Raw genomic sequence first — 20,978 nt, forward strand, 5'->3', positions numbered from 1 at the left:
GCCCTTTCTAACCCAAACAAACTTAAAACCTGCCTCTTTACAGATCAAATCGAAGGCCAAGCGATACGTTTCTTTGGTCTATGGCCGCATCTTTAAAAATAGGGTTTATGTCATATTTAAGGTACAGCAGCACGCCGTCAAATCCCGCATAGGCACTTAAACCATAGATAAGGTTGTTGGTATTGTAGTCTCGTTTCAATTTATCCTTGACACTACTGCCATCTTGTTCGTATTTAAGCTTTTGCCTCGTTCCGATGTTAAAGCCACCATAAGCTCCTATTCCCAGTCGAAATTGATTGTGCAAGGAGTATCTTATGGTCTTATCCGTTTCCTTGAATTTTGAGGGGCCAAACTCCAAATGGAAGGGGAATACCAAATTATCCATTCTAAACTTCGATTTATCAAGCTCATATTCAAAGGTTTGAAGCTCTGCATTCCCTTGGTCGTTCAGGACAAGGTATTGATTGTCCTTCATTTCAAGTCCGTTGAACTGAAATGAAAACCCGTAGTTCAATCTAAGAAAATTGGTATTCTGAAAAACCCGTGTCCGCCATTGCCAGCCCATTTCAAAAAACCTGCTCCCGCCCAATTGGTACGGAGAATCGTTCAAGGATTGACCCTCTATAATAGCATTGTTTAATCCCACGGCAATAACAAAGTCCGAATACGTACGGCGATCATATTTTAAATCCCGTTTCCAGGAGTTCGTATTGAAAATATAGCTCTCGGCAGGTTTCCCTCCAATGTCGATTCCTATGCGGATTTGACCTTCAGGTATTGAATCCACTCCAATATCGTTTAACAAAATCCCATCGTTACGTTCTAGCAAAGAAATTTGATTATCGATAATCACTAGCCTATTCTCAATATTCAAGGCCCTTTTTTCAGCTGCCGCTTCCTTTAGTATTTTGGCTTCTTCTTCTGAAATGGAACCATCGGCTAAACGCCGGTTTATTTCAGATACTTCAACTTTCAAAGCCTCCTTCTCCTGTTGCGTGACTTGCTCCTTTTGTGATTTTAAGGCCTTTACCTTCCTTGCATATTCCTCTTGGGCACTTATTGTGTTCACCACGAATAGTGTGGACACTACCAGTACAAATAATGTAATTGTTCTCATTTTTTTTGATTTTGATTGTTGATGAATAAAACTCCAGTCCCTGTCCCTATAGCAATGTATAGAGAGAAGGAAATTTCGATTGTTTTTATGATTTAGTTGTTCCTGTCGGCCACGGCCGTCCTAACCTTCATAAAACCGGCCTTTAAGGTTTCAAAAATTTGGTCCCGGAAGGATTGATCAAGTTCTTCCTCTACCTCGGTCAACAAGGCCATGGCATTGACCGAATTATCGTGATTAAAAAGCCTTTCCCTTAGAATTTCCTTTTGGGCATTCATTAGTAGGGAGTCTACTTCGGCCTCCGTTATTTTTCCATATGTCTCTATGTCATTCACTTGGGCGATTACATCGGCAATTTTCGCATCCAGAATTTCCGTGGGAACCATTGGGATAATTTCATCCTCCAAGGATGGATGGGACGTCTTAGCCAAAGATGTGCCTGAATCTATAACCGACTCCAATTGGGGGTTCAATGAAGGCTGAAAATTTCCGTTCCTATTTACTTTGGATTCCTTAGTATCGTTTACCACAAGTGCTTCGGGCTGTAAATCTCCCAAAACTATGGAGTCCTTTGCTTCCTTATTTTGCTCGATGATTTTGACATTCTCTGAATCAACAACATTTGTAGTTGCAGGGCCTTCAATTTCTTCGGATTTGGTAAAGAAAAAAAGCGAGGTTCCTAAAATGAGGACAATACTTGCCGCGATTGCCATCCAAAAATAGCCGTTCTTCCCTTGTTTCCTTGGTTCTTCCAATTGACCGGAAATTCTTTCCCAGGCAGCATCCGAAGGAGTAATTCTCCTTTCTTCCAATTTATTCTTGATATGCGTTTCAAACTTATCTGGTTCCATATCCAATGATATTTTGTTGTTGTAATTGCTCTTGGAGCATTTTTCTGGCCTTAAATAGTTGGGATTTGGAGGTGCTTTCCGTAATATCCAACAATTCGGCAATTTCTTGATGTTTGTATCCCTCTACGGTATACAGCACAAAGACCATTTTATATCCTTGGGGCAAGGCGTCTATTAACCTTTGAATATGTTCAGTATCCAAATCAGATACTACTTCTGAGAAATTTGGCTGATTGTCCTCAAAAATGTGATCGTCATACACTACGAACTGCTGTTTTCTAAGAAAGGAAATACTTTCCCTAATCATAATTCTTCGTACCCATCCTTCAAAGCTGCCCTGAAACTTAAAGGACTCCAGATGATTGAACATTTTTACGAACCCTTGTATCATTACATCCTCGGCAAAGTGAGTGTCCTTTATATATTGCCTACAAACACTGAGCATCTTAGGGGCATGTTTGGCATACAAAACCCTTTGGGCTTCCCTATTCCCATCTATGGCTTTCTTTATAATTTGCCGTTCGTTTTTATAAAAGGGTATAATTTTCAAATCTTTTAAGGTCTTCTATTAAAATAGACGCATTCAGATGCAATATAGTTGCCTGATTCTTTAAATAATTTTTAAATTATTTAAAATCAATAAGTTATGTTATGAAATAATTATAAACCTATTTTTTACGCTCCACGACGTAATTTACCATAAGCTCCAAGGAATCCCTGTAATCGGATTTTGGATATTGATGTAGCAATGAAAGGGCTTCGTCCTTAAATTGGAGCATTTTGGAAACGGCATAATCCAAGCCCCCAACTTCCTTGACAAAAGCAATGACTTCTTTTACCCGTTTTTTATTCTTATTGTGGTTTTTGACCGAATTTATCAACCAGCTTTTTTCCTTTTTGGAGCAATTGTTCAAGGCATAAATTAAGGGAAGGGTCATTTTTTGTTCCTTGATATCGATTCCCGTCGGTTTGCCAATTTTCTCTTCCCCGTAATCAAAAAGGTCATCCTTTATCTGAAACGCCATGCCGCACAATTCGCCAAATTTCCGGAAAGTTTCCACATCCTCACTATTGGGCATTACGGAACAGGCACCCAAACTACAACAGGCAGCTATCAAGGTGGCCGTTTTTTGGCGAATGATATCATAATACACTTCCTCGGTAATATCCAATCTTCGGGCCTTTTCAATTTGAAGCAGTTCCCCTTCGCTCATTTCCCTTACCGCAACAGAAATAATTCGGAGTAAATCAAAATCCCCGTTATCAATGGAAAGCAAGAGTCCTTTGGACAATAGGTAATCCCCAACGAGAACGGCAATCTTGTTTTTCCAAAGTGCATTGATGGAGAAAAAGCCCCTGCGCTTATCACTTTCGTCCACCACGTCATCATGCACCAAAGTAGCCGTATGTATCAATTCGATCACGGATGCACCCCTATAGGTACGTTCGTTGACCTCCCCATCGTTCAATAATTTGGCAGTAAGAAATACGAACATAGGTCGCATTTGTTTGCCCTTTCTGTTAACTATATAATAGGTAATCCTATTGAGAAGAGCCACCTTGGAAACCATTGAATCCCGAAATTTGGTTTCAAAAAGATCCATTTCCCGGTTGATCGGTTCCTTTATTTGTGATACTATTTTCAAGCAGTTTGGCTTAGAATTTCAAAATTAGGGAAAAGAGTTCAGTGAGCGGTAATTAGGGTGTGGGAATTAGTTGTTGGTTGTTGGTTGTTGGTTGTTGGTTGTTGGTAATTAACAAAAAAACAACTTTCGCTTTTAACTTTTAACTATAAACCTTACGATTTATTTGCCAATTGACCACAGGCAGCGTCAATATCCTTTCCCCTTGATCTTCTAACGGTAACCGTAATGCCGTTCCTTTCCAAGGTTTCCACATACATCTCAATGGCCGTATTGGAAGCTTGTTGAAAATCCCCGTCATCAATGGGATTATACTCGATAAGGTTTACCTTGGATGGTGCAAACCTGCAAAATTCCACCAAGGCGTCCACATCCTTTCGTTGGTCATTGATACCTTCCCAGACCACATATTCATAGGTGATGCGACTTTTGGTCTTTTGATACCAATACACCAGTGCCTCTCGAAGGTCGGCCAAGGTAAATGTGGCATTAAAGGGCATTATCGCGGTTCTGGTTTCGTCTATGGCAGAATGAAGGGATACGGCCAATTTGAATTTTACGGCATCGTCCGCCATTTTCTTGATCAGCTTGGGCACACCGGAAGTGGAAACGGTAATTCGTTTTGGAGACATGCCCAAACCTTCTGGGGAGGTGATTTTGTCAATGGCCTTCAATACATTGTTATAATTCATGAGGGGTTCGCCCATACCCATAAAAACAATATTGCTCAAGGGCCTGTCAAAATACAATCGGCTTTCGTTATCAATGGCCACTACTTGATCATAGATTTCATCTGGATTCAAATTACGCATACGTTTCAAGCGGGCCGTGGCACAGAATTTACAATCCAAGCTGCACCCCACCTGACTGGACACGCAGGCCGTGGTCCTCGTTTTGGTAGGAATAAGTACGGACTCCACCACCAAATCATCATGCAAACGTACGGCATTCTTAATGGTACCATCTGAACTTCGTTGCATTTGGTCCACTTGGATATGGTTAATCACGAAGTTACTTTCCAACATATCGCGGGTCGTCTTTGACAAGTTGGTCATAACATCAAAGGAATGGGCGGATTTTTGCCAAAGCCATTCATAGACCTGGTTGCCCCTAAAGGCCTTATCCCCTTGGGATACAAAAAAATCCCTTAGTTGGTCTCTGGTCAATGCCCTTATGTCCTTCTTCCTTGTTTCCATAAAAGGTGTAATACCATTCTCATTTTTGGAATGGTTTAATCGCTATCGACAAAAATCCCGCTTTTCAAAGTAATGATAAAGCGGGACCCTTCTTATTTATCTCCTCAAAAGTTGGGGAAAGTTATCTTAAAATGAGCATGGCATCGCCATAGGAGTAAAACCTATAACCTTCCATAATGGCTTCCTTATATGCCTTTTTCATTAAATCATGGCCCATAAAAGCTGAAATCATCATCAATAAGGTCGATTTTGGCAAATGGAAATTAGTAATCATCGAATTTGCGATACTGAATTCGTACGGAGGGAAAATGAATTTATTCGTCCAACCTTCAAACGTATTCAAAGTTCGATTGGAAGAGACCGCGCTTTCCAATCCCCTCATAGCGGTGGTCCCCACGGCACATATTCGTCTTTTCTTGGCAATGGCATTGTTGACAATTTCCGTGGCCTTTTCATCAATGATCAATTCCTCACTATCCATTTTATGCTTGGAAAGATCTTCCACTTCAACAGGATTAAATGTACCCAATCCCACGTGCAAGGTAAGTTCGGCAAAATTAACGCCCTTTATTTCCAACCTTTTCAACAGATGTTTTGAAAAATGCAGACCTGCCGTTGGAGCGGCTACGGCACCTTCATGTTTGGCATAGATGGTCTGGTATCTTTCTTCATCTTCTGGTTCCACTTTCCTCTTGATATATTTGGGAAGCGGGGTTTCGCCCAGTTCCCTTAATTTTCTTCTAAAATCCAAATATGCCCCGTCATATAGAAACCTTAATGTTCTACCACGGGAAGTGGTATTGTCAATGACCTCTGCAACCAAGGTTTCATCATCGCCAAAATAAAGTTTGTTCCCTATACGGATTTTTCGGGCAGGATCCACCAAAACGTCCCATAGACGCTGCTCCTCATTAAGCTCACGTAAAAGAAATACTTCGATACGGGCCCCCGTTTTTTCCTTGTTGCCATATAAACGTGCCGGAAATACTTTGGTGTTGTTAAGGACCATTATATCCCCTTCATCAAAATAATCGATCATATCCTTGAACATTTTATGTTCAATTTTACCTGTTTTGGTATCTATGACCATTAATTTGGACTCATCCCTATTCTCTGACGGATGTTCCGCCAATAACTCCTTTGGAAGCTCAAAATTAAAATTGGATAATTTCATGTATTTCTTTTTTATTGACCGCCAACACTAGATGTTTATCCCCAAAAAACTATTTCAAAAGAATTTTTAGGTCCACTACTTAGCATAATTTTTGCACCGCTTTTTGCGGCTGCAAATATACGAACCACAATAGGGGGTTGTCAAGTAAAACATCAATTATAATTCCCGCACCTTAAAATGTAGTTTTTCAAGGTCCTTCCAAAAATCTGGATAGGACTTTGTAACCACCATGGCATCGTTGATTACCAGAGAAGTCCTTAAGGCCAAGGGGGCAAAGGCCATGGCCATTCTGTGGTCGTTATATGTGTCTATGGCAATGTCCTTGTTCATTATACTTGAAGTCCCTAACGTAAGCGTTTTGTCCGTTACGGAAATATCCGCTCCCAGTTTGGTCAACTCGGTGTTCAAGGCTTCCAATCTATCGGTCTCCTTGATTTTGAGGGTATGAAGTCCGGTCAGGTGGCAACCGATCCCCAATCCAAAACACGTGACCGCAATGGTCTGGGCTATATCCGGGGCATTTACCAAATCACAATCAATAAAGGATTTAGGAGTATCCGATGCTTTTATCAAGGTGATCTCATTTTTACCAAAGGAGGTCTCCACCCCAAAATCGGTATATATTTCCTGAAGAACACTATCTCCTTGTAGACTGCTCTTTTTATAGGCCGATAGGGTTATTGCCGAACCCACGTCCGATAATGCGACAATACTGTAGAAATAAGATGCGGAACTCCAATCCGACTCAACAACCAAGGCAGTAGGGTTGACCGATGCTTTTGGTTTTACCAAAATCGTATTCCCTTGAAAACTAGTTTCTATTCCAATTTCGTTCAATAATCCCAAGGTCATATTTATATAGGGAACCGAGGTAATTTTACCAACAAGTTCCAACTCGAGACCATTTTCCAAACTGGGCGCGATAAGCAAGAGTGAAGAAATATATTGGCTGCTAATATTGGCCGGTAGGCTTACTTGATTTTTGGCAAGCTTTTTTCCTTTGATGCGTAGGGGCGGGTATCCTTCTTCATTTACATAGGAAATATCTGCACCCAATTCGTTCAAGGCATCCACCAGTATTTTTATGGGCCGCTCCGTCATTCTTTTAGATCCGGTCAGGATTACGTCGCTTCCCTCCAAGGCCGCAAAGTAGCCGGTAAGGAAACGCATTGCGGTACCCGCATGGTGAATGTTCACCGTTCCCTTTTTTTGCATTAGCCCGCTTTCCATGACCTGGGCATCGTCAGAATTTGAAAGGTTCTGTATTTCAATACCGGGATATAAAGCGGATAAAAGAAGTGAGCGGTTGGATTCACTCTTTGAACCCGTTATTTTGATCGTATCTTTAAGTACTGTATTGTTAGGGCCGGCGAGGTGGATTTTCAAGATAAATGGTATTAAAAACGAACGCCAAAGATAGTATTATTTCAACTTTTTGTTGTTGTGATGGCGATCATGATCGCGCTTTGTTTTTAAATCTAACTTTTTATCAAATGCCTGTTGTAAATCTACACCGGTCTGGTTCGCCAAACAAAGCACCACAAAGAGGACATCTGCAAGTTCTTCGCCCAGGTCTTTGGATTTATCGGATTCCTTTTCGCTTTGTTCCCCATATCTTCGTGCGATTATCCGTGCGACTTCCCCAACCTCTTCGGTCAACTGTGCCATATTTGTAAGCTCATTAAAGTAACGTACGCCATGTTGCTTTATCCAATCGTCTACTGCTTTTTGTGCGTTGTCTATATTCATTATTCCTTATCTTTTGTATCCATTATAATTGTCACCGGACCATCGTTGAGCAGATCAACCTTCATATCCGCCCCAAAAATTCCTGTGCCTACTTTTTTACCCAATTCCTGCTCCAGTCTGGAAATAAATTTTTCATAAAGGGGAACTGCAATTTCCGGTTTGGCAGCCCTTAAATAGGAAGGTCTGTTTCCCTTTTTGGTGGATGCGTGCAAGGTAAACTGACTTACCACGATAATGTCACCATCACTTTCCATTACGGATGTATTCATAACACCCGATGCATCGTTGAATATTCGCAAGTTGATTACTTTACGGACCAGCCAATCAATATCCTCTTCAGTATCCTCTACAACTATACCTAGCAATATAAGAAGACCGTTCCCAATAGAGGAAACAACTTTTCCCTCTACGGTTACACTTGCCCTGGATACGCGCTGAATGACCGTTCTCATTTTCTTTCCCCGTGAATGTCTATTCTATAATTCTCGTCTTCCCCCGTTATCATTTGTACATAGCTTTTATATCGGCTCCAGGAAACCTTGCCATCTTCCAAAGCCGCTTTTACCGCACATTGGGGCTCGTCCATATGAATACAATTATTGAACTTGCAGTCTTGTTTTAATTGAAACAGTTCAGGAAAATAGTCGCCTATTTCTTCCTTTTCCATATCCACAATCCCAAACCCCTTTATTCCGGGCGTATCGATAATCTGCGCCCCAAAACTCAAATCGAACATTTCGGCAAAAGTGGTTGTATGCTGTCCCTGTAGATGCTGTTGGGATATTTTGGCAGTTTTAATGCCCAGACCAGGCTCAACGGCATTGATCAAGGTTGATTTTCCTACTCCGGAATGCCCTGAAAACATAGAGGTTTTTCCGATCATAATCTCTTTTATCATGTCTACGTTCTTTCCGGTCTTCGCCGATATTCCTATACAGGTATATCCAATTTCCCGATAGAGGGACATCAAAAATTTTATTTCATTTTTTTCCGCGTCGGAGTAGGTATCGATTTTATTGAAGACCAGCACTGTGGGTACTTGATATGCCTCGGCAGTTACCAAAAACCTGTCAATGAATATGGTATAGGTAGTTGGGTTGTTCAATGTAATCAACAAAAAAACCTGATCAAGGTTGGCAGCGATAATATGGGTCTGTTTTGAAAGATTGACCGATTTACGGATTATATAGTTTTTTCGATCTTCTATACTATTGATGACCCCCACCTTTTCCTCGCCTTTTTCGTCCAGTTCAAAATGTACATTGTCACCAACGGCAATGGGATTGGTGCTTTTTATCCCCTTGATCCTGAATTTACCTTTGATTCGGCATTCATAGAACGATCCGTCCGTAGCTTTGACGGTATACCAACTTCCTGTAGATTTATAGACTGTTCCTTCCATTTTGGCAATAACTCCAATTACAAAGAAACGATATTACTTTCAGAATCCATTTGTATACATTCTTTTCAAGAAGAATGGTATTTTATCGTATTACCTACCATGTGTATATTGTAAATTTGATTTATACGAAAAACGAATGATTCATCCTTTAAAAACCAAAATCATGAAAAAAACACTTTACACCCTTTTCATTACGTTTTTGGCAGTAATTGCTGCTCAAGCCCAAGAATTCAAAATTATAACAACCGTTGAATCCATCGTGCCCAGCGGTTTGGGAAGATCTAGAATTATTGATGGTAATGCGGATAGGGATTATAAGGAATTTGCATCCGTACAAACGGAAGAGGACAATACAAGGAACAAAGCGGACCGATCAGATATACGGGTAAAGGATTTTGAGGAGACCAAACTGCTTAATTTTTATAATATAGCAGGAATCCGATTTCAAAATATTGCCGCCAACGATGCGCTCATTTCTTCCAAACTCACGGCCATGGCCGCGGAGGGTTGGGAACTCGTTTTTGTAACCAGTGGAGTTGAGGCCAATGCCGGCGACAAGGACGGCCAAGGAATTTTTATTACCCGTTTTGTTTTTAAAAGGTAAACCCATTTGGGGTTGAAGGACAATGGCACTAAAAAATACAATTTGAACCTATTCGAAAAATGAACATAAAAAGCCCGGTCAATGACCGGGCTTTTTATGTTATCCATTTACGATTTTTTCTTGGTGATTGATGGACTCTTGGTGAATTGCCTTGAACATTTTCAATATAAACTCTTCACTGAGCCCCTTGCTTTCCCCTTCCAAAATCATAGCACCTAGAATTTGGTTCCATCGGTTGGATTGAAGCACGGCAACGTTTCTTTCCTTTTTAAGGGCTCCTATATTATCGGAAACCTTCATACGTTTTCCTAGGATATCAATCAGTTGGTTGTCGATCACATCGATTTGTGCCCTTAAATTGCTCAATTTGGAATTGTATTCCGCCTCAACATCGGTCTCCTTTCTTATTTTTAAATCCTTCATGATCTGAACCAATCTTTTTGGAGTTACCTGTTGGGCAGCATCGCTCCAAGCGTTATCTGGGTCGTAATGGGTCTCGATCATCAACCCATCGAAGTTTAAATCCAGAGCGGTTTGGGAAACATCAAAGATCATATCCCTTCTTCCCGTGATATGTGATGGATCGTTGATCAATGGTAAATCAGGAAATTTGTTCTGGAATTCAATGGCCATTTGCCACTCCGGAATATTTCTGTATTTGCTTTTTTCATAGGTTGAAAACCCACGGTGGATAGCTCCTAATTTTTTTACCCCTGCGGTATACAATCTTTCTATTCCTCCCAGCCAAAGGGCCAAATCAGGATTTACGGGATTTTTAACCAAAACGATCTTGTCCGTGCCTTCCAGGGCATCGGCCAATTCCTGCATAATGAACGGACTTACGGTAGATCGGGCACCTACCCAAAGTAAATCCACATCATACTCCAGGGCCAATTCCACATGAGCCCTATTGGCAACTTCCGTAGCGGTTTTTAGTCCTGTTTCCTCACGCACCTTTTGAAGCCATTTTAGACCCAAGGCACCAACACCTTCAAAATTTCCGGGGCGCGTTCTTGGCTTCCAGATACCGGCACGGTAATAATTTACATCGGTATCCTTTAACTCATGTGCTATCTTTAAAACCTGTTCTTCGGTCTCGGCACTACAAGGCCCAGCAATTACCAGTGGATGGTTCAAATTCATATCATCCAACCAAGATCTCATTTCTTTCTTGTTCTCCATTACTTCTTATTTATCGGTATTCCCTTTAATATTGATTTTATCTTGTTCGTATTGTTCATTTCGTTATAAATGCCATCAAAATCATCCACCAACAACAATTCCCTAAAATCCATCAGGTTCTGAATGTATTCATTTAAGGTCTCTATGACATTTTCCTTGTTCTGTTCAAAAATGGGTGCCCACATGGCCGGCGAACTCTTTGCCAAACGCACCGTACTTTCAAATCCACTGCCTGCCATGTCAAAAATATCACGTTCGTTTTTCTCTTTTTCAATAACCGTCTTTCCTAACATAAATGAGCTTATGTGTGACAAATGGGAGACATAGGCTATATGCTTGTCATGGGCCTTGGGATTCATATAGCGAATTCGCATACCCAATAATTGAAAAATTTCCAAAGCCCTTTCCTGTAATTTGAAAGCTGTCTTTTCCACTTCGCAAATAATATTGGTCTTACCTTCATATAGGCCGTGTATGGCCGCTGAAGGACCAGAAAACTCTGTTCCCGCAATAGGGTGACAAGCCAGAAAATTTCTTCTCTTAGGGTGGTTCGCCAATGCCTTACAAATAAGCTCTTTGGTAGAACCCGCGTCACAGACCACACAATCATCCTGTACGCTGTCCAATATTTTTGGCAATTCCTTCACCGTGGCATTGACCGGAATACTGACAAACACAAAATCGGCCTTATCCAAATCCTCATAAGTTGCCTTATATTCAATAAGGCCCAAGGCCAATGCCTCTTCCAAATGTTCAGGATTGGCATCGATTCCAAAAACCTTGGCCTCTGGCATTTTTGCCTTGATATCCTTTACAAAGGAACCTCCTATCAATCCTATACCGATTACAAAAACGTTCATAAGCCTCCCCTGGCCCCTCCCAAGGAGGGGAATTTTGATGTTATTATCATTTTTTCCAACCTGTACAACTTCATTTTATTCAAATCTTGAAATAGCCTCCTGTATCTTCTCTTTTGTTACACATAGGGAAAAACGGATATATCCTTCGCCATTACTTCCAAATATAGTCCCAGGTGTAATGAAGATATCCTTATCGTACAAAATATTGTCTATAAATTCCTCTGCCGATGTTATACTCGTTGGTAATTTGGCCCAAACGAACATACCTACGGCATCCTCATCATAACTACAACACAATTTTTTGGCCAATTGAAAAATGAGTTCCCTTCGTTCCTTATAAAGTTCGTTCAACTCACTATACCAAACATCTGAACTTTCCAAAGCGGTTATGGCACCCTTTTGTATACCATAAAACATACCGGAGTCCATGTTGCTCTTTACCTTTAACACTGCTTCTAAGAATTGTTCATTACCCAAAACAAAGCCTACACGCCAACCGGCCATATTGAATGTTTTGCTCAACGAATTCAACTCCAAACAAATCTCTTTGGCCCCATCGATAGCCAGGATACTTTTAGGATGGTCGTTTAATACAAAACTATACGGATTGTCGTTGACCAATAAAATATCGTTTCTTTTGGCGAAGGCTATAAGATTTGACAACTGTTCCCTAGTAGCCGTAGCCCCGGTTGGCATATGTGGGTAACTGACCCACATCAGTTTTACCTTGGTCAAATCTTGTGCCTCAAGAATATCCAAATCTGGGAACCAACCGTTGGCTTCCGTCAAATCATAATAAACAGGTTCCGCCTCCACCAATTTTGTAACCGATGTATAGGTAGGATACCCAGGGTTTGGTACCAATACTTCATCGCCCTTGTTCAAAAAGGCCATACTTATGTGCATAATACCTTCCTTGGAGCCCATCAAAGGCAGTATCTCATTTGCCGGGTCAACCACTACCTCAAATTTTCTTTTATAAAACGAGGCAATGGCATTGCGCAATTCTGGTAATCCTTGATAGCTTTGGTATTGATGTGCACCTTCCTCCAAAATGGCATTCTGGACCGTTTTGATAACTGCTGCGGACGGAGCCAAATCCGGACTTCCTATACCCATGTTAATAATGGGCCGGCCCTTGGCCATAAGCCCCCTTACCTCCCTCAATTTTTTGGAGAAATAGTATTCCTGAACCGATTCCAGTCTTTTGGCAGTTCGTATCATAACATGGCGTTTTTATATTCCCCTAATACCTTTATCTCTTCCAACATGATATTCAAAAGCGATTTTGCCTTTTCAAAATCATCGTAATTAGTAAATGTGACATCCACAAAAAACGAATATTTCCAAGGAGTCTCGATTACCGGGAGGGACTGAATTTTGGTAAGGTTTAAATTACAATCGCTCATTACATTCAGCACCGTGGCCAAACTACCACGCTTATGGTCCGTAAGAAACCGTAGGGACGCTTTGTTTATTTCTTCCTTAGGAAGCTCTTTGTTTTTTGTCTTTACAATAATAAAACGAGTGGAATTATTTTTGATGGTCTGTATGTCATCCGCTACGATGTCCAAATTATATAATTCGGCCGCAACCTTGGGCGCTATGGCCGCTACATGTTCCAATCTTTGCTCTTGAATTCGCTTGGCCGTTGCGGCCGTATCCACATCCTCTATCAACCTTATATTGGGATAATCCTTAAAGAATTCCTTACATTGAAGTAGGGCCATAGGGTGTGAGCTGACCTCTTTTATATCCTCAAATCTTTGCCCCTTCAACACCATTAAATTATGATGGATGTTCAAGTAATATTCCCCGATTATATGGAGGTTATTCCGGTGTACCAATGCATAATTGGGAATGATTGAGCCAGCAATGGAGTTCTCAATGGCCATAACACCCTTATCGGCCTTCTTTTGTAGTAATTGGTCTACTACCGCATCGAACGATAGACATTCTACCAATTCCAACTCCCCATCAAAATAGTTCTTCGCTACCTGATGATGATTGGACCCTTTTATTCCCTGTATAGCTATTCGTAATGCCACAACTTTTCCTAAAAAAAAAGTCCCGTTTTTCACGGGACTTTTATATTATATTTTTTTCAATACACTACAACAGTCCCGTACCTCTCTTAAAAAAGAAGTAAAAATAAAAACCGTTCCAGAAATATTGCTTTGTCATAATCTTTAAAACCGCGGCTAATGTAGTAATTATATTTAAATAGCCAAGAAAAGTCCTTAGACTTTTTTAAAAAATTAGAAAAAGTAGTGAAAATTTGATTTTAGCTAGAATCAAAACTTTAAGGCCAATCCCACCCCGTTATGATTGCTCGTTGGTACCAATTTAAAGGAAGTACGATTATCAAACTGTTTGTTATAGTTAAGGATTGCCTTCTTGGCGTTTTTGTTTGCCGAATGCATAAATATTAGTGCTATCGTAGCAAAACCAAGAGTGACATATAGTGGAGCTATAGTCTCATTAAGATTATCTGTATTTAATTTGGATGCCAACCAAAAAGCACCAACACCTTCGCCTAGTAGGGATATATAACCCAACGTAGAATAGGTATTTGACTTTTTCCAATACTTCTTAACCTCCTCGTTTTTATTAAACATTTCCCTTAGTTCCTGCTTGGTTATTCTATTGTCATCTTGATAATATTCAACACTCTATAAACCGGAAAAAGAAGTTATTTCCTGGGCCTGCACTTCAATGAAGAGAAAGGCTGAAAGGGCAAAAAAGAAAAATGTTTTCATAAAATTTTTTTTGGATTTAGAAATCCAATATCTGAAAAACCAATTAACTAAGGCCGACTCTAACTAAATATTTCGATAAACGGTTACCTAGAATTTTAAGGCCAAGCCAACTCCCGAATCGGAAGGGACTAACCTATAGGTGGTCTTTCCCAAACTATCGTTGAATTCCAAAATAGCATTTTTCTTATTCTTATTGGCCAAACAGTAAAAAATGGAACCTACCACTGCTGTACTTGCAAAACCAATGATTGGGGCCGTCGTTTCCTTATCATTGTTCTCATTGACCAAGTACCAAATACCAAAACCCAAATTGGCAGTTGCGGCCGCGAAGGTTACCCCAAACTGTTTTTTGGATTTTGACCAATACACTTCCGAAGCTGGATTGGAGTCCATGGCCATCCCAAATTCCTTCCAAGTCATTTTATCCTTATCCTGATAAAACTCATCACCCCACATACCTTGAAAAACGGTAATCTCTTGGGCATTGGATTGGTTTGTAAAAAATAGTATTGATACTAATGACGCAATGTATATTACTTTTTTCATGCTCTTTTTTTGTTTAAAATTAAATAACATTAATTAAACAAAATGATGTTTGGTGGGCTTTAACATGTTTTTAATATGCTTCCAGAAAATCGATATACTCAAAAACAGGATTAGTCTCTAAAAATCAACCGTCCATTAAATAGTTCCTCAACCTCCACAATCTCTGGCCGATTAAAGGAAATAACATCCCCATAACCTCGTAATACCCCAGAAATGGATTCTTGCGGATTTACCAATATATCATTGCTGCCCCTGTGATTTAGGGAAATAGATTGCGCTGTCAATTCCTGGGCCTCAATCCTGGAATCTCCTGCAGCAATGGTCACATTGAGATTTTGTGTGTTACCCCGTAGCTTAAAATAGGCTATTCCGTTGACGACTACAATTAAGTTTCCCGTATTAAGATGTAAATCAAATTCCCCATCCGTAGTTTCTGCTTCGGGAACAACAAAACTTTCTGAGAGTAAGGACAAACTTGGGAAGGATAAAATACCATCACTCTTTATTGAAAGACCCGTACTACTTCTAATTTCTGTAATATTTGGGGAGGTGACATAAACCGTTGTCAATCCGTACTCCCTAAAAAGATTACATCCATTTTCATTTCGTATAATGAGTCGTTCTCCTTCCACGGTCACAGAAACTTCTTCCTTTAGATTTTTGCCGGTTTCCAGTTCCACTTTTTGGGTGTCCCCTTCCTTGAGTATAAGTGCGACTTTTTCGAATACGGTTATCTTGGTGAATTCAGGGACTGCAACCTCTTCCCTTACTATTTCCCCAGCCGTCTGCAGGCAATCCGAAACATTATCTGAATTACAGGAAATAACGGCAATACCCATGAGACATAATACGACCCTTTGAAGAATTACACCCATCAAACCATTTCTAGTATGTTCCCTTTTTCCATCCATTCCTTATAACCGTATTCCAATCCCAAATTCCACAGCTTCCGCGGCAGCACCATGTGATTTTAGGGTAATGGCACCGAACATTTTGTCTCCAAAATACCGTTTTAAACCTATCCTATTATACATACGCCCTTCAAAATCGAACGGATAATATACGTAGTAGCCCAACTGGGTGATGACGGACATGCTATTGATAAAAAGTTCATGTCCCAAAAAGACCCCTACTCTTTTATAATCATCATCTGTCCGTACGTACATCTCGGGAAATGATGTGCCCTGAAACCGAATCAACTCCTTCAAAAAATTAGAAAAGAACACATCCCCTCCCAGTTGAATTGCACTTTTTCTTCCCAATCGTTTATCTGCATAGGCCGAAAAAATAAAAAATCCATATTGCCCGGAACCAATAACGTCGCTTTCATTGAGCCCGCCCCTCAAAATTAAGTTGTAGCGTATAGGCTCGCTTACTTTTTCCCTATCCGAAGTTTGTATATATTCAAATTCCTCGCCACCGTCCAAATCATAGGTCAGGCCCAGGTTTAATGCAAACGTATTCGTGGAAGTGTTGGGAGACCTAAAATTACCGTTGGAATAATGGATGACAGAAACCCCGGCCTTTAAACCCAATCCCGAAATAACATTTTCCTTGTGATAGTTCAGCATTAGATAGGTGGAACTTAAAAAATCCGACCCATAGGCGTTGTTCCTAAAATTTTCCTCCCTGTCATAGGGATTTGTGGTATAGGCAATCCCCTGCCCTATCCTAAACTGGACGTTCCTTTTTAAAAAGTAAAAATTGTAATGTGCATATAGCCCAAAATTCCTGCCCAATGTAGCATTGTTCATATCCTGATAAATGAACGAGGCCCCGTAATCCGGATAATTATAGAGTTCCTCCCATTCTTGGGATCCATATGTTTTTCTATTGTAACCCAAAATGAATCCTCCTGGATGATTGGTGATCAGATGCGAAATATCCGTATTATGAAGTAGGACCGAGCCATAGAACTGACTTAGGTCCAAGGTATGTTTTTTGACCTCCGCATCTTGAGAAAAACCTATCGTTCCCAATAGGGACAATAACAAAAAACATTGCTGTTTCATGGGGGTCAAAGGTAGTAAAGTTGGTTGTTAGTTTTTTGTTATTGGTTGATTGTATTTCTCAATTCAAACTGAAAATAATACTTGTACCCCTCTAAATAGTCCTATAGCTAAGCGCTTAAACTAAAAAACCTCTTTAGCAATCGCTTTGATATTGTCCGATTTTCCCATGGAATAATAATGTAATACCGGCACGCCGGCCGCCTTAAGTTCTTTAGACTGCTCAATGGCCCACTCAATACCAACTTCCCGTACTTCTCTATTATTTTTACAATTTTCGATGGCTTCGATTAAATCCTGCGGAATATCAATCCGAAATACTTGAGGTAACAATTGCAAATGCCTTTTGACCGCAACAGGTTTTATTCCAGGTATTATGGGCACATCAATACCTAAATTTTTGGCAGCTTCCACAAATTCAAAATACTTCTGATTATCAAAAAACATTTGTGTTACCACATAGTCCGCCCCCGCATCCACTTTTTCTTTCAGACGTTTTAAATCGGTTTGCAATGAAGGTGCCTCCAAATGCTTTTCTGGATAACCTGCCACACCTATGCAGAAATCTGGATAGTCATCAGAAGTAATTGTTTCATGCAAATATTCACCGTGGCTTAAATTCCGAATTTGGGTAACCAGCTCCTTGGCATAACAATGCCCACCTTCGGTTGGGGTAAAGTATTTCTCCTCTTTCATAGAATCACCCCGAAGGGCCATAACGTTATCTATGCCCAAATAATGACAATCCACCAAAACATACTCGGTTTCTTCCTTGGTAAAACCACCACATAATAAATGGGGAACCGTATCCACATGATATTTGTGCTGAATGGAGGAACAGATACCCACAGTACCTGGTCTCATACGGGTCACCTTCTTTTCCAAAAGTCCACCTTTGTCAATATACACATACTCTTCCCTGGATGTAGTCACATCGATAAAGGGCGGTTTAAATTCCATCAAGGGATCTATATTGTCATACAGTTCCTGTATGCTCCTTCCTTTGACGGGCGGTATCAACTCAAAGGAAAACAAGGTCTTTCCCTTGGCCTGTTCTATATGTTCCGTTACTTTCATTTATTAGATAACTTATCACTTTTATTTTTTATCGTTCCCTAAAGGTCGGGCTTTACACTATATTTTTATAAATCTGCCATTTATAAAAGATGCCGCTTCAATCCCTAAAGCAAATCAATCATCCGCAATATTTGGTGCAAGCCATTTTTTGGCCTTTTCCAAACTGATTCCCTTTCTCTGGGCAAAATCGACAACTTGGTCCTCCTTAATTTTTCCAAGACCAAAATATTTTGCTTCCGGATTTGCAAAATAGTATCCCGACACAGATGCTGTCGGCCACATGGCCAGACTGTCCGTTAGCTTTACCCCTATTCTTTCCTCTACTTGAAGTAATTCCCAAATGGTCAGTTTTTCCAAATGATCCGGACACGCCGGGTATCCCGGTGCCGGGCGAATTCCTTTATACGATTCCTTGATCAATTCCTCATTGCTTAAATTCTCATCCTTGGCATAGCCCCAATAGTTGGTTCTCACTTCCATATGCAAATACTCCGCAAAGGCCTCGGCCAAACGGTCTGCAAGAGCCTTCACCATAATGGAATTATAGTCATCCAGATTCTTTTCAAATTCGGCTGCAAGCTCAGCGGTACCAAAACCTGTTGAAACACAGAAAGTCCCTACATAATCCTGGATTCCACTTTCCTTTGGTGCAACAAAATCAGCCAAGGCATAATCTGCAACGCCTTCACGGCGCCGTAACTGTTGTCTTAGGGTTCTAAAGACGTATGTAGTACCGTCATCTGGATTCTTGACCTCGATATCATCAGCATTTACAGTATTTGCCGGAAACAGTCCAAAAACGGCCTTTGCCTTCAATAGTTTCTTGTCCAAAATCTCCTGCAACATTTCCTGGGCATCGGCAAAAAGATTGGTCGCCTCTTTTCCTACTATATTGTCGGTTAAAATATCAGGATATTTCCCATGCAATTCCCAGCTTCTAAAGAACGGGGTCCAATCAATAAAGGGAACCAATTTATCCAGTTCCTGATCTTCTATCACCTTTGTCCCCAGCATTTGAGGCTCTTTTATTTTAGCGTTGCCCCAATCTATTTTAAACCTATTCTCACGGGCTTGCGCTAGCGTTTTATATTCCTTCTTTACGGAACGCTTTAAAAACTTATCCCTAAAGTCATCATAGTCTTCCTTAATTCTCATTTTATAGGCTGCCGAAGTCTCTTTCTGTAAAAGATCGCCAACAACCGTTACGGCCCTAGAGGCATCGTTTACATGGACCACGGCCTCCTTATATTGTGGGTCTATTTTTACCGCCGTATGTGCTTTACTGGTGGTTGCCCCACCAATCAATAAGGGAATACTTAAGTTATTCCGCTGCATTTCCTTGGCCAAATGTACCATTTCATCCAAGGAAGGTGTAATCAATCCGCTAAGACCAATAATATCCACCTTTTGTGCTATGGCCTCTGCAATGATTCTCTCCGGTGGTACCATCACCCCCAAATCGATAATCTCATAATTATTACATGCCAAAACAACGCTGACAATGTTCTTTCCAATATCATGAACATCCCCCTTTACGGTCGCCATCAGTATTTTACCATTGCCTTCTGAGTCCCCTTCCTGTGGATTGGCCAATTTCTCCTCTTCAATATAGGGTAACAAATAGGCAACCGCTTTTTTCATGACCCTCGCCGATTTCACCACTTGAGGCAAAAACATTTTACCGCTCCCGAACAAATCTCCAACGACATTCATCCCGGTCATCAAATGGCCTTCAATGACTTCGATAGGTTTGTCCGATGCCTGTCTGGCTTCCTCTACATCCACTTCAATATACTGGTCGATCCCTTTGACCAAAGCCCTGGTTATACGTTCCTGTAAGGGTTCCTCTCTCCAGGAATTATCCACTTTGCTTTCCTTGGCCTTACCTACAACGGATTCCGCAAATTCCAACAATCTTTCGGTTGCATCCTCTCTACGATTCAACATTACATCCTCAACGTGCTCCAAAAGGTCCTTGGGAATATCGTCATAAACCTCCAACATCGTAGGGTTTACGATACCCATGTTCATTCCAGCCTTTATCGCATGATACAGAAACACCGAATGCATGGCCTCCCGAACTGGATTATTACCACGAAATGAAAAAGAAACATTACTTACACCACCACTGACACTGCAATACGGTAAATTTTCTCGTACCCACTTGGTAGCTCTTATAAAGTCTAGCGCATTGAGTTTATGCTCATCCATACCTGTGGCAACCGGGAAGATATTGAGGTCGAAAATGATGTCCTCTGGCGGAAAACCAACCTGGTCCACCAAAATATAATAGGAACGTTTGGCGATTTCAATACGTCTTTCGTAATTGTCTGCCTGGCCAACCTCATCAAAAGCCATAACGATGACCGCAGCCCCATATCGCTTGATCAATTTGGCGTGATGTATGAATTCCGCTTCGCCCTCTTTCAAGCTTATGGAATTTACCACACATTTACCTTGTACAACCTGAAGACCTGCCTCTATAATTTCCCATTTGGAACTATCGATCATGATGGGGACGCGCGCAATATCAGGTTCGGCAATGACCAAGTTCAAAAACTTGACCATGGCTGCTTTCCCATCAATCAGACCATCGTCCATGTTGATATCGATAATTTGGGCTCCTCCTTCCACCTGTTCCCTGGCAACATCCAAAGCTTCCTCAAATTTTTCCTCTTTTATCAGCCGTAGAAATTTCTTGGAACCTGCCACATTGGTCCTTTCCCCTACATTAATAAAATTACTTTCTGGTGTCACCACCAAAGGTTCTAGACCGCTTAGTTTAAGGTATTTTTTTTGTTTACTTTCCATA

The 20,978-nt window shown here is 40.7% G+C and carries 21 protein-coding genes; 1 reads left to right on the forward strand and 20 read right to left on the reverse strand.

Annotated elements, in window-relative coordinates; all coding sequences use genetic code 11:
• Positions 1 to 37: 37 nt before the first annotated feature.
• The 10 genes from DZC72_RS15855 to rsgA all read right to left on the reverse strand — a co-directional run bounded on the left by DZC72_RS15855 (position 38) and on the right by rsgA (position 9,129).
• Positions 38 to 1,117 carry a hypothetical protein gene (locus tag DZC72_RS15855; RefSeq protein ID WP_125223898.1) on the reverse strand — a complete coding sequence of 360 codons (1,080 nt, stop codon included), beginning with the start codon at positions 1,115 to 1,117 and terminating at the stop codon, positions 38 to 40.
• Between the two features lie 92 nt (positions 1,118 to 1,209).
• Positions 1,210 to 1,965 (reverse strand): hypothetical protein, encoded by a 756-nt coding sequence (locus DZC72_RS15860; protein ID WP_125223899.1) that lies wholly within the window; start codon positions 1,963 to 1,965, stop codon positions 1,210 to 1,212.
• Positions 1,952 to 2,515: an RNA polymerase sigma factor gene (locus DZC72_RS15865; RefSeq protein WP_125223900.1), complete on the reverse strand. Its 564-nt coding sequence runs from the start codon at positions 2,513 to 2,515 to the stop codon at positions 1,952 to 1,954. Before DZC72_RS15865 ends, DZC72_RS15860 begins: the two co-directional genes overlap by 14 nt.
• Before the next feature lie 118 nt (positions 2,516 to 2,633).
• A complete protein-coding gene (locus DZC72_RS15870) occupies positions 2,634 to 3,611 on the reverse strand; it encodes a polyprenyl synthetase family protein (RefSeq protein ID WP_125223901.1) in 978 nt (325 codons plus the stop codon).
• Between the two features lie 152 nt (positions 3,612 to 3,763).
• A complete protein-coding gene (rlmN, locus tag DZC72_RS15875; RefSeq protein ID WP_125223902.1) occupies positions 3,764 to 4,804 on the reverse strand; it encodes a 23S rRNA (adenine(2503)-C(2))-methyltransferase RlmN in 1,041 nt (346 codons plus the stop codon).
• Between the two features lie 121 nt (positions 4,805 to 4,925).
• Entirely contained in the window at positions 4,926 to 5,978 is a 1,053-nt protein-coding gene (gene queA / locus DZC72_RS15880) for a tRNA preQ1(34) S-adenosylmethionine ribosyltransferase-isomerase QueA (protein WP_125223903.1), read from the reverse strand.
• A gap of 156 nt (positions 5,979 to 6,134) precedes the next feature.
• Positions 6,135 to 7,364, reverse strand: coding sequence for a 3-phosphoshikimate 1-carboxyvinyltransferase (locus tag DZC72_RS15885; protein WP_125223904.1), 1,230 nt, complete (start codon positions 7,362 to 7,364; stop codon positions 6,135 to 6,137).
• A gap of 36 nt (positions 7,365 to 7,400) precedes the next feature.
• Positions 7,401 to 7,727 carry a nucleotide pyrophosphohydrolase gene (locus DZC72_RS15890; RefSeq protein WP_125223905.1) on the reverse strand — a complete coding sequence of 109 codons (327 nt, stop codon included), beginning with the start codon at positions 7,725 to 7,727 and terminating at the stop codon, positions 7,401 to 7,403.
• Entirely contained in the window at positions 7,727 to 8,179 is a 453-nt protein-coding gene (dtd, locus tag DZC72_RS15895) for a D-aminoacyl-tRNA deacylase (RefSeq protein WP_125223906.1), read from the reverse strand. The genes DZC72_RS15890 and dtd overlap by 1 nt, the downstream gene beginning before the upstream one ends.
• Positions 8,176 to 9,129 carry a ribosome small subunit-dependent GTPase A gene (gene rsgA, locus DZC72_RS15900; protein ID WP_125223907.1) on the reverse strand — a complete coding sequence of 318 codons (954 nt, stop codon included), beginning with the start codon at positions 9,127 to 9,129 and terminating at the stop codon, positions 8,176 to 8,178. Before rsgA ends, dtd begins: the two co-directional genes overlap by 4 nt.
• 163 nt (positions 9,130 to 9,292) lie before the next feature.
• On the opposite strand from rsgA, the gene DZC72_RS15905 reads away from it, so the two are divergent.
• The gene (locus tag DZC72_RS15905; RefSeq protein WP_125223908.1) at positions 9,293 to 9,733 is read left to right on the forward strand and encodes a hypothetical protein; all 441 of its coding nucleotides are present in this window, start codon (positions 9,293 to 9,295) and stop codon (positions 9,731 to 9,733) included.
• Positions 9,734 to 9,832: 99 nt separating this feature from the next.
• On the opposite strand, the gene DZC72_RS15910 is transcribed toward DZC72_RS15905, so the two are convergent.
• From DZC72_RS15910 to metH, 10 genes are all read right to left on the reverse strand, one after another.
• Positions 9,833 to 10,915, reverse strand: coding sequence for a bifunctional 3-deoxy-7-phosphoheptulonate synthase/chorismate mutase type II (locus DZC72_RS15910; protein WP_125223909.1), 1,083 nt, complete (start codon positions 10,913 to 10,915; stop codon positions 9,833 to 9,835).
• Positions 10,915 to 11,775 carry a prephenate dehydrogenase gene (locus DZC72_RS15915; RefSeq protein WP_125223910.1) on the reverse strand — a complete coding sequence of 287 codons (861 nt, stop codon included), beginning with the start codon at positions 11,773 to 11,775 and terminating at the stop codon, positions 10,915 to 10,917. Before DZC72_RS15915 ends, DZC72_RS15910 begins: the two co-directional genes overlap by 1 nt.
• A gap of 75 nt (positions 11,776 to 11,850) precedes the next feature.
• Positions 11,851 to 12,999, reverse strand: coding sequence for a pyridoxal phosphate-dependent aminotransferase (locus DZC72_RS15920; protein WP_125223911.1), 1,149 nt, complete (start codon positions 12,997 to 12,999; stop codon positions 11,851 to 11,853).
• On the reverse strand, positions 12,996 to 13,823 hold the full coding sequence (locus DZC72_RS15925) for a prephenate dehydratase (protein ID WP_125223912.1): 828 nt from the start codon (positions 13,821 to 13,823) through the stop codon (positions 12,996 to 12,998). The genes DZC72_RS15920 and DZC72_RS15925 overlap by 4 nt, the downstream gene beginning before the upstream one ends.
• 246 nt (positions 13,824 to 14,069) lie before the next feature.
• A complete protein-coding gene (locus DZC72_RS15930) occupies positions 14,070 to 14,393 on the reverse strand; it encodes a hypothetical protein (protein WP_125223913.1) in 324 nt (107 codons plus the stop codon).
• A 228-nt stretch (positions 14,394 to 14,621) separates the two neighbouring features.
• Complete coding sequence (locus DZC72_RS15935; protein ID WP_125223914.1) at positions 14,622 to 15,080, reverse strand: hypothetical protein; 459 nt, start codon at positions 15,078 to 15,080, stop codon at positions 14,622 to 14,624.
• 110 nt (positions 15,081 to 15,190) lie between these two features.
• On the reverse strand, positions 15,191 to 15,955 hold the full coding sequence (locus tag DZC72_RS15940; protein ID WP_125223915.1) for a head GIN domain-containing protein: 765 nt from the start codon (positions 15,953 to 15,955) through the stop codon (positions 15,191 to 15,193).
• Positions 15,956 to 15,994: 39 nt separating this feature from the next.
• Positions 15,995 to 17,092, reverse strand: a complete 1,098-nt coding sequence (locus DZC72_RS15945) for an acyloxyacyl hydrolase (RefSeq protein ID WP_125223916.1) — start codon at positions 17,090 to 17,092, stop codon at positions 15,995 to 15,997.
• Between the two features lie 120 nt (positions 17,093 to 17,212).
• Positions 17,213 to 18,166 (reverse strand): methylenetetrahydrofolate reductase [NAD(P)H], encoded by a 954-nt coding sequence (gene metF / locus DZC72_RS15950; RefSeq protein ID WP_125223917.1) that lies wholly within the window; start codon positions 18,164 to 18,166, stop codon positions 17,213 to 17,215.
• A 114-nt stretch (positions 18,167 to 18,280) separates the two neighbouring features.
• Positions 18,281 to 20,977 carry a methionine synthase gene (metH, locus tag DZC72_RS15955; RefSeq protein WP_125223918.1) on the reverse strand — a complete coding sequence of 899 codons (2,697 nt, stop codon included), beginning with the start codon at positions 20,975 to 20,977 and terminating at the stop codon, positions 18,281 to 18,283.
• Position 20,978 lies beyond the last annotated feature (1 nt).

It is taken from the genome of Maribacter algicola (genome assembly GCF_003933245.1).
GTDB lineage: Bacteria > Bacteroidota > Bacteroidia > Flavobacteriales > Flavobacteriaceae > Maribacter > Maribacter algicola.